Origin of the sequence: Vibrio sp. 1562, from assembly GCF_033340155.1 — a bacterium.
GTDB lineage: Bacteria > Pseudomonadota > Gammaproteobacteria > Enterobacterales > Vibrionaceae > Vibrio > Vibrio alginolyticus.
Window position 1 is genome coordinate 60,746 of the sequence record NZ_JAWOVY010000019.1, and the last position, 13,648, is coordinate 74,393.

A 13,648-nucleotide genomic window follows, 5' to 3' on the forward strand; every position below is an offset into this window, starting at 1 on the left:
TATGACTTTTTCCTGACGTTATCTTTATATAACTGGCAGAATTGCGATCAACATTTTATGTTTTGTCTGATTTTTGTCAGGTTTGCATTAAATTATTCTCCAGTGAGCGTTGAGATCAGGTTTTACGCGATCAACTCAGTTTGGCATAACTCGTTACTTAATTTTTGTCGAAAAAGATAAGATTAACTGCCATGATTCATTGGTTATCATTATGTTTATTTAAGGTCATATTTTGTGTTGAGACAGCTGTTATTACTCATCCTTTGTTTTATTTTGTTACCTGTTTCACCGATCTCTACGGCTAAAGCCACTGCGAGCGAAGTTAAAGGAGCGCTCTGTATTGTTCGCGCTGATGACAAGTTAGTGCTAGTTCATGAAGTATTAACGGATAAGATTTCTCTACCTGGCGGAACCATTATTGATGGTGAGTCTCCACAAGTTGCTGCTCAACGAGAAACGTGGGAAGAAACCGGTATAGTGGTTACGGTTGGAGAGGAGCTTGGCAGAACGGACACTGCGGTTTTTTACGACTGTATATCAGACTCTGACATTATCGCTTTTTCTATGAATAATTCTTTAGGTGGAAATGAACTGCCTATTTGGTTTGCCCCTCATTATGGAGTAGAAGTTGCGTCAGCGATGTTGCTTAGCCCATCTGAATTACCATCATCTTTATATCGTTATCCTGAGCAATGGCCACAAGCCACTCAGTTTTTTGATCAAGCTACCAAGCAATCAGTATCTTATGTGACTCAGTTGATCGAATCCGCGCCTTCATTTCGTCAGGTTGAATTGGCGTGGCTGATAGATTTACAGAGTTGGGTAGGGGCGTTGTCAGAAACGAGTTACGAGGTAGCTAGTCAGATCTCGAAACTCGTTATAGATCTGACAGAACCGACGGTACTACTCTTTCTATTTCCTTTTGCCATGATGCGCTTTGGTAGCCGGTTTGTGTACCGACTCTTTTTCGCAATTAGTGCAACGTCGCTTATGGTGCTTGTCGCTCAACAAGGCTTTTCGCTACCGCGCCCACATGTCTATATACCAATGATGGAGTTAACGCACAGCTTTGGCTTTAGTTTTCCTAGCTTGCCTATCGCTGTGTGGTTTTGTGTGCTGACGTTCTTGTTTCATAGAACCCAGTATTTTGGTTTGAATGGAACAACGGCAGTCTTCGTGTTCATCACTCTTACTGTGGTGTTAGGTAAGTTTTTCCTCGGCAGTGCCTTTATTTTAGATATGTTATTTGGCGCGCTGTTAGGCAGCTTGGTGGCTTGGCATGTTCTTCGACTGGAGACAAATCAAGATGTGAACGTTGATCAAGTTCTAAGCTCAAAAGGCGTCTGGTTCATTATGACTGCGGCAACATCGGTCATCTCCGTCATCTGGCCATTACCTGTGTTTGGTCGCTGGTTAGCAATTTTAATCACTGCATCAGCGTTGGTCATGACATTTAAAGAGTCGAAAGCACATTTAGATACTCGGCAGATGATCTTTGTGACGCTGGCATTGTTGCTTGTTGATCAACTCTATTTGTACTCGGCTAATATCGTATCGTTTAGCGGTTTGTGGTCATTAGTCTTGTCGACGTTACATTATCCATTATTAATGTTGTTATTTATGCTGCTTGCAAGGAAGCTGACTTGTGAAAACCAACCGAGCAAAACGTTGCTAGATTGATGGCTGTATTTGTTATCTATTAGTATTTGAGTAAAAACAAAGCCTTGCATTACAGCAAGGCTTTTACACGTTTAGTCCACGAACAACGCCGCTTGCCTATCTTGGACGGCTAGGGGTGTTAAACGTAAGAAGCTTAACGCAACAGACATGGCGGAAAGGGCTATGCATTGAGCACGAACTTTTCTATAGCTTTAGCGACACCGTGCTCATCATTACTTGCCGTAATGTAGTCAGCGATTTGCTTGGTTTCTTCCATTGCATTTGCCATCGCGATACCAAGGCCAGCGTATTTCAGCATGTGGTGGTCATTTTCTGCGTCACCCATACAGATAACTTCTTCCGGTTTAATTCCCAGATACTCGGCAATTGCGGCAACACCAATACCTTTGTTGCTCGCAGGGTTAAGAAACTCAAGGAAAAACGGAGCGCTTTGAACAACCGTAAACGCTTCGCGCATTTCAGCTGGCAGTGCTGCTATAACTTCTGTTAGTTTGCTTGGCTCTGCAACCATCATAGCTTTGATGATTGGATGATCGTCTTCTAGTGATTCGAAGTTCATCTCGGTGACATTTAAGCCATTTATCTTTGCTTCAATATCGGTGTAAGGGTTGTGTTCGTTGGTGATTAAACCATGAACTTGACTAAAAGCATGGACGTACGCACCTAGCTCTTCGGCTTTTCGCGCCACCAATTTTGCAGCTTTACCATCTATGATTTGCTGGTGGATGATGTCGTTTGTGCCTACGTTCTTGACCATCGAACCGTTGTAGTAAAGAACAAAATCTCGATCGGAATGGATATTCAGTTCGTCGAGCTTGTCTTGCATTCCTTCTAATGGGCGACCAGAAGCGAGAACGACAGTAACGCCTGCTTCTCGAGCTTTTGCGATCGCTTGTTTGTTTTCTTCAGAAATGGCTTTATCACTATTGAGTAGCGTGCCATCCATATCTAGTGCGATCAGTTTATACATCATTTCTTACCTTAAAGTTTTTTGGGAGCTGTCAGTGAATAAGGCTTGGTTTAACGTTAACCAGAAACCTATATTCATTACGCTATGAAACTACAAAATGGTCTATTTTAACAATTAATTTTTGGTTTAAATTGACCTAGACACGCGTGTCCATTATGGTCTTCGCCTCGAAATGTTATGAGTTGAGTGAGTTCTGCGTTGTATAAGCTAAATGAGATGTTTGAAACCATCCAAGGGGAAGGGGTTTTCACTGGAGTCCCTGCTGTTTTTGTTCGGCTTCAAGAGTGTCCGGTTGGTTGCTCATGGTGCGATACCAAACAAACGTGGTATGCAGATGAGAATGATCAACGTCAAATAGGCGATATTCTGGTGAAAACGGAAGACTCTCCGACGTGGTGTGTTGCATCTGCCGAGAACATCGTAGAGCAATATCAACAGCAAGGCTTTAATGCTAAGCATATCGTGATTACTGGTGGAGAGCCTTGTATTTATGATCTGCGCCCTTTAACAAAGGCGTTTGAAGATATGGGGTGCCAATGCCAAATTGAAACCAGTGGCACATCAGAAGTGATTACTTCAGAAAATACGTGGGTGACAGTGTCACCAAAAGTAGCAATGAAAGGTAAATTACCAGTGCTTAATAGCGCGTTAGAGCGGGCAAATGAGATTAAGCATCCAGTCGGCACCCAGAAAGACATCGACCACCTTGATGACCTTTTAGCAAATGCGAACGTAGCGGCTGAGACTATCATTGCACTACAACCAATTAGCCAGAAGCCTCGTGCTACGCAATTGTGTATTGATACGTGCATTGCCCGCAATTGGCGTTTGTCTGTTCAAACTCATAAATATTTGAGTATTGCTTAGACGAGAGACTCGTCATCATTCGAGGTAGCTTTTCTATCTAATCCCGGTTTCGCGAGTAATGCCGTTGGTAGCTTTGCTATCGAAACATTGTCGATATATCTAAGCAATTTATAGCGTTGTAAAAGCTAAGCAGTGTTGGCTGTTGTGGTGTAGTGCTATCTTTGGTTCGACAATCGTTTCGCATTTAATTGATGCCACCAATCTGGCGGCATCAAAATGAAGCTCTGTTGGCTGGAGTTTCACGCTGAGATAAAACGTTTAGAAGCTAACGCAAAAGGTTTTATCCCAGCGCTATTACCGCTAACAAAGACTATTTGCTCGCTAAGTATTCTTCTAAGCCGCTTTGTCGCAGTAGGCACGCTGGGCATTCACCACAGCCTTTACCAACGATTCCGTTGTAACATGTTAACGTATTGTTTTGGACAAACTCCAACATATTGTGCTTATCAGCTAGAGCCCAGGTCTCTGCTTTAGTAAGCCACATTAAAGGAGTCTTAATGTTGAAGGCTTTATCCATACCTAAATTGCAAGAGAGATTTAGAGAGCGAATAAAGTTGTCTCGGCAGTCAGGGTAACCACTAAAGTCTGTTTCGCAGACTCCCGTAATGATGTCTTGAATGCCAAGCTGGTAAGCATGGATACATGCGTAAGTAAGAAAGAGAATGTTTCTCCCTGGAACGAATGTATTGGGTACGTTAGCGTCGCTTAAGTCATTAGATACCGGAATGTTGTCTCTTGTCAGCGAGCTTATCGCTAACTCATTAATTGATTTTACATCCAGGACTTTGTGGCTTTTGATGTTAAGTTGCTTACCTAATTCGATAGCGATATCTATTTCATCTGAATGACGCTGGCCATAATCAAACGTTATAGCATGAACCTCATCATATGTATTTAATGCATCGATTAAGCAGGTCGTAGAGTCCTGCCCACCGGAAAAAACCACAAGTGCTTTTGTTGTAGCCATGTTGAACCCTTAGTTATGCTCTTTGATTCTTTGGTATTGATACGTATTCTTAGGCGTTTAATCCCAATTACGTACTCGACTTCGTGGCGATTGCGTCCGCAATCAGCTGGGCTGTGCTCTCAAGCACTCTTTGCTTGTCATCATTTGACAGCTTGTGGAGATTCACAGCAAGTTCAGCGGTGATTTCATCTTCACAAAAAAAATAGTTTAGAGGCACGTTTAGCTCATCTGCGATAAGTTTGAGCGTTTTTACGTCGGGAGTATGGCGCTCCCTTTCGTATTGATTCATCCTTGCACTTGCAGAACTATCATCCATGCCGATACGGATGCCCAGTGCTTTTTGGGATAGATTCGCTTGTTTACGCGCATGCTTAAGGCGGGCTGGGAGTGGATTATCAAACAACACTTAAAGTTCATACGAAGGACTTGGATGACTAAGATTATCTTAGTTTTTCTGATTTGTGTATACTAAGTAATGCTTAGTTATTGCCGAGGTCGCCAAGGCCGTGTCTGTATAACTAAAAAAGATTTCGTATCTTTAGGTTGATTAAGTGACGTTGAATCTACTTCTTCAAAAACTGCCGTATGAAGGAGCGAGTAAGGGCACGAGAAACCGCAGCGATTTGTAGAGCAGAATTTGCTCTTCACATAAACGTAGTCGTCTAAGTTGAAGAGCAATATTGTTCTTGATGATCAACTATATACTTAAGTAAATAACTGTGTCGCACAATAGATCAGAGCTGCTGCTAAGCTCATATTGATGACTTTGCCATATCTCTGGAATTGCGATTGAAGTAGCTTTCCTGCAACGGCCCAGACTACGTTGCTAAGAAGTGCGATCAAAGCAAGAATGAGGCTAGTCGCTAAGATCCAGTAGATATTCTGAGTGTGGGGCAGTACGAACGTAGAAATAGAGGTAATTCCATAAAGAATGATTTTCACATTAACGAACTGCAAACCGAAACCTGTTAAGAAACTGATACCTTTAGAATTATCCGATGAAGTTTTGATCTCACTCGTAGCAAGCCCCCAAGCCAACCAAACAATATAAGCTGCTCCAATCCATGTTAGCCAAGGTGTAATCACGGGCAAGAGGCTGATCATGTTATACGTGAAAGCGCCACAAAGTAGCATCAAAACAACATAGCCACAAAACATCCCCGAAATCACTTTTGTTGAGCGTTTTAGTCCATATTGCGTCGCGATGCTGAGCGATAAAATGTTGTTTGGCCCTGGTGTAATTGAAGTAATGATTACGTAAGTAAAAAATGCGGTGTAGATGGCGGTCATCTCTATCTCTCCTGTTTTTACTGCACTATACTTCGCTACAATTGATTAAAAAATTGAATAAATTAAAACTTAGACTTTTAATTTATTGAACTGTTGGTTGTGGAGTCTAGTCATGAATCTAAAACGCTTTCTTACTTTTAAAGCTATTGTTGAAGAAGGATCGTTTCTAAAAGCGTCACAGAAGCTTTATTGCACGCAATCAACCGTCACCTTTCAAATCAAGCAGTTGGAACAAGATCTGTCTCTGCAGCTGTTCGAAAAAATAGGGCGTAAGATGGTTTTGACTCAAGCAGGAGAAAAGATACTGCCTTACGTCTATGAACTGTCGCGAGTGATGGAAAATATTGAGGGAACAGCACAGCAAGAAAACTCGGAGCCGACCGGTGAATTGAAAGTGCTGGTTGCTGAGACTCAACTTGCTTATAAGATGGCTAATGTTTTAAAAGAGTTCAGGATCAGAGCGCCCAATGTCAGACTCTCTCTGCAATCACAAAATTGCTATCAGATTCGAGATGAGTTGATAGCGGATAAAGCTGATTTAGGTGTGTTTTATCGAGTAGGTAATGACGATACGCTCAAGGTCCACGAGTTTGAGCACGAGCCACTGGTATTGGTTGCTTCACCGCTTTTAAAAGGGCTAGATTTAAAGAAGAGAGAGCAACATATTGATTTAGGGTTTATAAGCAATGGCCCTAAGTGCCTTTTTCGACGGATGTTTGAGAGCATTATTCAGGAGCGTGATATTAGCATCGACAACATGATCGAACTTAGCAGTATTAATACGATCAAAAATTGCGTTGAGAGTAATATTGGTATCTCTTACTTACCTCGTTTTACGGTTGAAAAAGAGTTGCAAGAGGGCAGTTTACAAGAGCTTGAGTTCACCGAATTTTCACAGATGATCAAGCCACTCTGCGCTTATCATGCTGGGAAGTGTGTGACGCCGGCGATGGAAGTCTTTATTGATTGTATGCGTAACGAGTATGAACGGCTTTCTACTCAGAGTCGGTGATCTTTAATATGTTCTATCTGATATAGTTTCGTTTTTACTCCTTTTTATTTTTTAAGTGGCTACTTCTAATTTATTGATTTTTATTGCTTTGTTTTGAATCCGACTGTTGTGGGATGATAAATGGGATCTGATGTGAAGAGCTATTTATTGACGGAAAGAGATAAGATATAAAAACGACGGCGTGTGATAACTAGATTAGATAAGGTTACATAATTAACAGTGTAATAAATGCCATTCTTTATGGATTATTTTCAACGAGACTTAATTGTTACGGTTCGTTATTATTAACTCGTTAACGCATCCATTGCTAGGAAGTTAACTTACGCATATTGTTTTTTTCATCATTTGCAGCAAATATAATTTGCTGCTTTTTTTTAACCAAAAAGTTCAAAGCTTGAACTCTTATTTATACTTAGTGATTTTCTACTTTAATAAGTAAAACACCGTTTAAAAGTATCGCGTAACCTAGTAACTCTAAGCTTTCTTCAACCAAGTTTTTCACATCTCTATTGTATGAGTTCCCCATGAACTCGACCCAAAAATCACCATACCCTGCAAAGCGTGAGAATAAGAAAACAATGAAAAATCCAATTGTTAATGTCGTGAAGCTAGAATGAGAAATGAAAAGTTTTACCTCATTTTTTATGTTAACTATATTATTAAAACAAAAATAACAGACTGAGACTATTATAATCCAAGCAGGATACTTCCATGAACCGTGAGGGAAATACTGCTCTATGTGGTAGTCCATTTCTCTAACGAATATAACCATAAAAAATGAAGAAATTATTACTAATATGTGTTTGAGTTCAAGATATTCCTTAGATTTATACAAACACATTAACGATGAAAAAAGCACAAATGCTATTTGAGTCATTTCTATAAGAGAGTTCTCCGATGTGCTTTTGTCCATTTGTACGCTAAAATAAATCGTTGCTAACGTATAAATAACCAAAAAAATAAGATAAGATATTTTATATACTAACAAACTAGTGACCGAGGTGTGTTTTTCTTTAATATACATCGTAACTCGTATAGGTGATGGATTTGTTAGTATTATAAATCAAGAATTTTTTATATTTAGTGAATTAAGCGCCATTTAGAATGGAACTTAATTCACCTAACATTAAACTTCGATGAATATTAAACATTCCTGGTTTAATTTATTGATTTTATTTTATTTTTTATTTTCTGCTAATTTTGGTTAAATAGAATCACCTAGCTTTTATTGAAATGCTTTTCCCATACTGGTGGTATGCCAATTTCTTCTTGAACGATATCAATGAATGCCCTAACCAATGGTGATTGCTGACGGTGTGAGTACATGGCATAAATATCACCAAAATCTTGAGTTTCATATTCTGGTAAAAGTTGAACTAAATTAGAAGACTCTAGGTTGTTAGGAAGCATAAATTGACCTATGAGTGCTGCGCCCAGACCTGACTTTACGCTTTCAATTATTAGCTCAGCTTCATTGACCATGTATGATCCTGATATTGGGTATGTATCTAAACCATCTGATTTTTCTTTGTCGTAGAATTTAAGTTTATCGACAATAAAATTACCATTTGAATAAATAATAAAAGGTAGCTTAACTAACTCATCAGGCGTTTCTGGGTTACCATGTTTTTCAATTAAATTTCGAGAAGCAATGATTGCAGTCGTATTTTTTGCTAATTTTCTTGCTACCATTGATGAATCCCTCATAGGTCCGATTCGAAAAGCAATATCAAAATTACTTCTAATCACGTCTACATGAAGATCATCTAGCATTAGTTCAACACTTGCTTTTGGGTACTTATGTAAAAACTTCTCTATCGAAGGTTGTAGATAGAGTTTTCCAAATAATGTTGAGCTTGAAATTCGTACTTTCCCTGAAGGCTCAGTCTGAAAGTTCTCCGCTATTTGTTGAGTATCATCAAGGAGTTGAGATATTTGGTCTGCTTTTTCAACTATTTGCTTGCCGACTTGCGTTAATGAAAGAGCGCGAGTTGTTCTGTTTAATAGCCTAACGCCTAAGTGCTCTTCTAACTGTTTGATGTGTTTAGATAAAACAGAGCGGTCGATATTCATCCCATCTGCTGCTTTTGTAAAAGATCCAGCTTTAGAGACTTCTAAAAGCAGGTGTAGTTTATTTGCTAAATCCACAATGTTTATCCAAGTTAGATATTAGCGTATTAGTTTCATGTATAACTACTGCTCTGTCTAGAAATTATTAATATACTTAATAACCAAAAGAAAAGGGAGCAATAGCTCCCTTTAGTATGAATTTAAATGAGTATTTATATTATGGTTATAGTGTTTGACGTTTTTTGTTTCGACTCACTAACATGTAAAAAACAGGTGTGAGTAGTAATCCAAATACCGTTACGCCTACCATACCCGAGAATACGGCAATACCCATTGCTTGTCGCATTTCCGCTCCGGCCCCTGTACCAATCATTAATGGAATAACACCAGCGGTAAATGCAATTGATGTCATTAGAATCGGTCGAAGACGTAAACGACATGCTTCCAAAATCGCTGATAAGGTATCTTGGCCATTGTCTTTAAGTTCTTTAGCGAACTCCACCATCAAGATGGCATTTTTACACGCTAGAGCCACAAGGACAATCAAAGCAATTTGTGTGAATATATTGTTGTCACCACCAATGAACCAAACACCTGCTAGTGCAGAAAAAATGGTCATAGGAACGATCAAAATGATAGCGAATGGTAGTTTTAAACTCTCGTATTGCGAAGCTAGCACCATGAAAACTAACAAAACAACAAGTGGGAATATATACACCATCGTGTTACCAGCCAAAATCTGTTGGTAGGTTACATCAGTCCATTCATAAACCATTCCCTCTGCTAGGTTTTGATCCAGTACTTCCTCAATAGCCGTTTGGGCTTGGTCAGAGCTGTAACCAAAAGCAGGACTGCCGTTTAGTTCTGCACTAGGGTAGCCGTTATAGTGCATCACGCGGTCAGGCCCAATCGTGGGTATGATCTCCAGTACAGCGCCGAGAGGAACCATTTGTCCGGCAGCATTTCTTACTTTGTAGTTAAGTATTTGGTCAGGTTCGAGACGATAGTTCATGTCTGCCTGGGCATTCACTTTGTATGTTCTACCAAACATATTGAAGTCATTGACGTATAATGATCCTAAATAAACTTGAAGCGCATCAAAAACCTGCTCTAGAGGAACACCTTGCAGCATCGCTTGTTCACGGTCTATTTGGATGTCCATCTGCGGCACTTGTATACGAAATGTGGAATATAATCCCATCAGCTCGGGTCTTGTTGATGCCTCACTTATTACCAAGTTCAATTGCTTGAAGAGCTCATCAAACCCCTTGTTCGCACGGTCTTCGATTTGAAGCTTAAAGCCGCCAGTTGAGCCAAGTCCTTGGATTGGTGGTGGTGGAAAAATCGCAACGAAGGCTTCATCAATGATTGAAAAGCTCTTATTCAAAGATGCAACAATCGCATTTGCTCCGAGAGTTGGATCATTTCGTTTATCGAAGTCCTCAAGCGTAACAAAAACGATGCCACTATTCGGACTGTTAGTAAAACCATTAACCGATAAGCCTGGGAAAGAAATCGTTTGTGCTACGCCAGGTGTTGCCAGCGCGAGGTTTTCCATTTCTTTAATAACGGACTCTGTTCTATCTAAACTTGCTGCATCTGGAAGTTGGGCGATCGCAACTAAATACTGCTTATCTTGTTGAGGAATGAATCCTCCAGGAACCGCTTTGAATAGAGAAACCGTTCCCCCGAGTAACGCAATGTATACCACCACAACAACAAGGCTAAAGCGAATCAGCTTCTTGACCAGAGCTTGATATTGGTTCGAGCTGTACTCAAAAATTCTATTGAATGGCGCAAAAACATACTTACCAAAAACCGCATCCAATAGCTTGGTTAGCCGATCGGGTTTTGCGTTCTTATCTTGTAATAGCAGTGCTGATAAAGCAGGCGATAACGTCAACGAGTTAATTGCTGAAATAATCGTCGAGATCGTAATTGTTAGTGCGAACTGCTTATAAAACTGACCGGATAACCCTGTAATAAAGGTCGTCGGGATGAACACCGCACATAATACTAAAGCAATTGCAATAATTGGCCCGGTAACTTCGGTCATTGCTTGTTTCGTTGCTTCTAGTGGTGCAAGGCCATTATGGATGTTCCGTTCCACGTTTTCGACGACGACAATGGCGTCATCGACGACGATGCCTATGGCGAGAACAAGTCCAAACAACGAAAGCGTGTTAATCGATACTCCGAGCATTTGCATTACGGCGAACGTACCGATTAATGAAACAGGCACCGCAATGATAGGGATGATAGACGCGCGCCATGTTTGCAAAAACAAAATGACTACAACAACAACTAGTACAATTGCCTCTAGCAGAGTATGAACCACTGCGTCTATCGATCCACGAACAAAGACGGTCGGGTCGTAGGCTATTTCATATGAAACTCCAGCTGGAAAGGCTGCTTGTAAACGGTCCATGGTTGAGCGAACCTGATTCGATAGCTCAATAGCATTAGCACCAGGGCGCTGGAATACGGGCATCGCCACCGCTGGTTTACCATTTAACAAGGCGCGCAGTGCATAAGAGTTTTGACCTAGCTCTACGCGTGCAACGTCTTTAAGACGTGTCAAAGCCCCTGTTTCGTCAACTTTTACTATAATGTCGTTGAATTCATCAATATTCTCCAAACGGCCCTTTACGTTCAACAAAACTTGGAATTGGTTTTCATTAGCGGCTGGTTGCGCACCTAATGAGCCTGCTGCCACCTGTTGGTTTTGAGATCGGACGGCTGAGACAACGTCCATTACGGTTAGATTTCTAGAAGCGAGCTCATCTGGATTTAACCACAAGCGCATTGAGTACTCATCACCACCGAAAAGGCGCACATCACCAACGCCTCCGAGCCGAGCTATCTCATCTTTCAAGTTTAAATTAGCGTAGTTAGCTAAATAACTGACTTCACGGCTAGAATCTGGAGAATATATATGCACAACCATAGTGAGATCAGGAGAGGCTTTTTCGGCAACAACTCCTAACCGTTGGACGGCTTCTGGTAATCGGGGCAAAGCTGTAGTGACGCGATTTTGAATTTGAACCTGAGCTTTGTCCAAGTCCGTACCTAAAGCAAAGGTTACGGTCAATGTCATTCTGCCGTCACTGGTTGCCTGTGAAAACATATATAACATGTTTTCTGTACCATTAATTTCTTGCTCCAGAGGCGTAGCAACTGTTTCTGCGATTACTTTTGGGTTCGCACCAGGATAGTTTGCTGTAACTACTACTGTAGGAGGGACAACCTCTGGATATTCACTCACAGGCAACTGCAAAAGTGAAATTGCGCCTACTATTAATATCAATAGCGATAACATAGAGGCAAATATGGGTCTTTGAATAAAAAAGTGTGCAAATTTCATTCGGTTGTCTTCTTAGTCTTGAGCTAAACGTTTGTTTGGCAACGATGTTGAGTTTGAAGCCATAATCAATGAAGTATTGCTAATATCTAGCGTGACATTTTTTGGTGTGACTTTGCTATTTGGGCCAACTTTTGCTGGGCCATTTACCGCAATAATTGAGTCGGCGTTCAAGCCATTCTCGATAGCACGAAATGTTCCGTAACGTTCGCCTAAGGTTACGATGCTGTATTGCAACGTATTCTCTTCATTGAGTGTTAATACAAAGCGGTTTTCTAGATCTGTGCCAATAGAACGCTCTGGAACGAGAACTCGTTCAACTGGTTTGGTTGTTGATATCTGAACTCGGCCAAACGATCCCACTTTTAAGTTTGATTTTGTTGCATCGAATACCGCTCGAACCTGCAAAGTACCGGTGTTTTCGTTGATGGAGTTGTCGACAAAGTCAACGCGTCCAAAAAACACCTGCCCATTTTGTCCAGATAGTTCAAGACGAGTAGGTAAGTTAGAGTCGGCATTGATTGTCGAGAAGTAACGGTTCCAAGTTCGCTCATCGACATCAAAGTATGCATATACCTGATCGTTAGAGACAATGTTTGATATAACGCTTTGATTTGCGTTTACATTGTTTCCTTTAGTAATGAATGCTCTTGAAATAGTACCGCTAATAGGGGCATATATCTTCGTAAACTCAAGATCTAACTTTGCGGATTCTAACTGAGCACGCAAGGCCATTAGTTCTGCAGAGCGTTGTTTTACTGCGGTATCTCGGGCCTCTGCTTGTTCCGCTGAGATGGCCTTTCGCTTAACAAGTTGAGCGGCTCTCTTTTGTTCGTTTGCTGCTTGCTCTAGCGCAGCTCGAGCACTCTTAACTTGCGCTTCAAGTCGTGAGACCTGAGCTTTGAAGGTTCGATCATCAAGAGTGACGAGTAAGTCGCCTTTGTTGACACTCTGTCCGTCTTTGAACTCTACCGTTTCAATAACTCCGGAAACGCGTGGCATTAAAGAAACTTTCTCTGGGGCTTGAAGCCTTGTTGTAAAGGTGAACCACGATTGAACGGGCTCATAGATGACTTTGGAGACGTCTATCGTAGGTAAGGGAGTATTAGGTTGTTTGGTTATCTCTTCGTCTGCACAAGCAGCTAAAACGGATAAAAGGCCAATTCCGAAAACTTTCTTTAACATTTGTCGCGCCCTAAATGATTCTGTTCATACTAAAAGGAACGGCATTGTATTCATTGTACCTATGGGTAAATAGGCCCTCAGCGAACATAGAGTAGTGATAAAAATGCACGATTAAATATTGGTCAAAATGCTCATTTTTTGGTTTGAAAAAGGTCAGTTTAGGGTTTTAAAGACGTGGAGTATTGTTAAATGTAATAAGCCATAATAGATAGGAATAACTAAACAGAAGCTAAAGATAGCGACGAA

11 protein-coding genes are annotated in these 13,648 nt (G+C 40.8%); 3 read left to right on the forward strand and 8 right to left on the reverse strand.

All coding sequences use genetic code 11. The annotated features are described in order from the left end of the window. Positions 1-234: 234 nt before the first annotated feature. Positions 235-1,680, forward strand: coding sequence for a bifunctional NUDIX hydrolase/phosphatase PAP2 family protein (locus R7Z49_RS17920; protein ID WP_017633779.1), 1,446 nt, complete (start codon positions 235-237; stop codon positions 1,678-1,680). A gap of 160 nt (positions 1,681-1,840) precedes the next feature. Here the strand turns inward: R7Z49_RS17920 and R7Z49_RS17925 are convergent, their stop codons facing one another. Next, a complete protein-coding gene (locus tag R7Z49_RS17925; RefSeq protein ID WP_017821691.1) occupies positions 1,841-2,650 on the reverse strand; it encodes a Cof-type HAD-IIB family hydrolase in 810 nt (269 codons plus the stop codon). A gap of 216 nt (positions 2,651-2,866) precedes the next feature. On the opposite strand from R7Z49_RS17925, the gene queE reads away from it, so the two are divergent. After that, positions 2,867-3,517, forward strand: a complete 651-nt coding sequence (gene queE, locus R7Z49_RS17930) for a 7-carboxy-7-deazaguanine synthase QueE (RefSeq protein ID WP_005377296.1) — start codon at positions 2,867-2,869, stop codon at positions 3,515-3,517. Positions 3,518-3,827: 310 nt separating this feature from the next. Here queE and queC read toward each other — a convergent pair whose 3' ends face one another. The 3 genes from queC to eamB all read right to left on the reverse strand — a co-directional run bounded on the left by queC (position 3,828) and on the right by eamB (position 5,774). Then, positions 3,828-4,484, reverse strand: coding sequence for a 7-cyano-7-deazaguanine synthase QueC (gene queC, locus R7Z49_RS17935; RefSeq protein WP_005377298.1), 657 nt, complete (start codon positions 4,482-4,484; stop codon positions 3,828-3,830). 67 nt (positions 4,485-4,551) lie between these two features. Further along, positions 4,552-4,890, reverse strand: a complete 339-nt coding sequence (locus R7Z49_RS17940; RefSeq protein ID WP_318111880.1) for a helix-turn-helix transcriptional regulator — start codon at positions 4,888-4,890, stop codon at positions 4,552-4,554. A 299-nt stretch (positions 4,891-5,189) separates the two neighbouring features. Beyond that, a complete protein-coding gene (gene eamB / locus R7Z49_RS17945) occupies positions 5,190-5,774 on the reverse strand; it encodes a cysteine/O-acetylserine transporter (RefSeq protein WP_005388201.1) in 585 nt (194 codons plus the stop codon). A gap of 112 nt (positions 5,775-5,886) precedes the next feature. Between eamB and R7Z49_RS17950 the strand changes: the two genes are divergently transcribed. Next, complete coding sequence (locus R7Z49_RS17950) at positions 5,887-6,786, forward strand: LysR family transcriptional regulator (RefSeq protein ID WP_053307039.1); 900 nt, start codon at positions 5,887-5,889, stop codon at positions 6,784-6,786. 412 nt (positions 6,787-7,198) lie between these two features. On the opposite strand, the gene R7Z49_RS17955 is transcribed toward R7Z49_RS17950, so the two are convergent. The 4 genes from R7Z49_RS17955 to R7Z49_RS17970 form a co-directional block, all read right to left on the reverse strand. Next, positions 7,199-7,810: a hypothetical protein gene (locus tag R7Z49_RS17955; RefSeq protein WP_262606988.1), complete on the reverse strand. Its 612-nt coding sequence runs from the start codon at positions 7,808-7,810 to the stop codon at positions 7,199-7,201. 194 nt (positions 7,811-8,004) lie between these two features. Continuing rightward, positions 8,005-8,934, reverse strand: coding sequence for a LysR family transcriptional regulator (locus R7Z49_RS17960; RefSeq protein WP_318111882.1), 930 nt, complete (start codon positions 8,932-8,934; stop codon positions 8,005-8,007). Positions 8,935-9,079: 145 nt separating this feature from the next. Further along, positions 9,080-12,220 carry a multidrug efflux RND transporter permease subunit gene (locus tag R7Z49_RS17965; protein WP_318111883.1) on the reverse strand — a complete coding sequence of 1,047 codons (3,141 nt, stop codon included), beginning with the start codon at positions 12,218-12,220 and terminating at the stop codon, positions 9,080-9,082. 12 nt (positions 12,221-12,232) lie between these two features. Further along, on the reverse strand, positions 12,233-13,402 hold the full coding sequence (locus tag R7Z49_RS17970) for an efflux RND transporter periplasmic adaptor subunit (protein ID WP_025768141.1): 1,170 nt from the start codon (positions 13,400-13,402) through the stop codon (positions 12,233-12,235). Between the last annotated feature and the right edge of the window lie 246 nt (positions 13,403-13,648).

Excerpts from the sequence above, each read along its gene's own strand:
- R7Z49_RS17925 (WP_017821691.1), bottom strand. The coding sequence starts at position 2,650 with ATGTATAAACTGATCGCACTAGATATGGATGGCACGCTACTCAATAGT.
- queE (WP_005377296.1), top strand. The coding sequence starts at position 2,867 with ATGTTTGAAACCATCCAAGGGGAAGGGGTTTTCACTGGAGTCCCTGCT.
- queC (WP_005377298.1), bottom strand. The coding sequence starts at position 4,484 with ATGGCTACAACAAAAGCACTTGTGGTTTTTTCCGGTGGGCAGGACTCT.
- eamB (WP_005388201.1), bottom strand. The coding sequence starts at position 5,774 with ATGACCGCCATCTACACCGCATTTTTTACTTACGTAATCATTACTTCA.
- R7Z49_RS17950 (WP_053307039.1), top strand. The coding sequence starts at position 5,887 with ATGAATCTAAAACGCTTTCTTACTTTTAAAGCTATTGTTGAAGAAGGA.
- R7Z49_RS17955 (WP_262606988.1), bottom strand. The coding sequence starts at position 7,810 with ATGTATATTAAAGAAAAACACACCTCGGTCACTAGTTTGTTAGTATAT.
- R7Z49_RS17965 (WP_318111883.1), bottom strand. The coding sequence starts at position 12,220 with ATGAAATTTGCACACTTTTTTATTCAAAGACCCATATTTGCCTCTATG.
- R7Z49_RS17970 (WP_025768141.1), bottom strand. The coding sequence starts at position 13,402 with ATGTTAAAGAAAGTTTTCGGAATTGGCCTTTTATCCGTTTTAGCTGCT.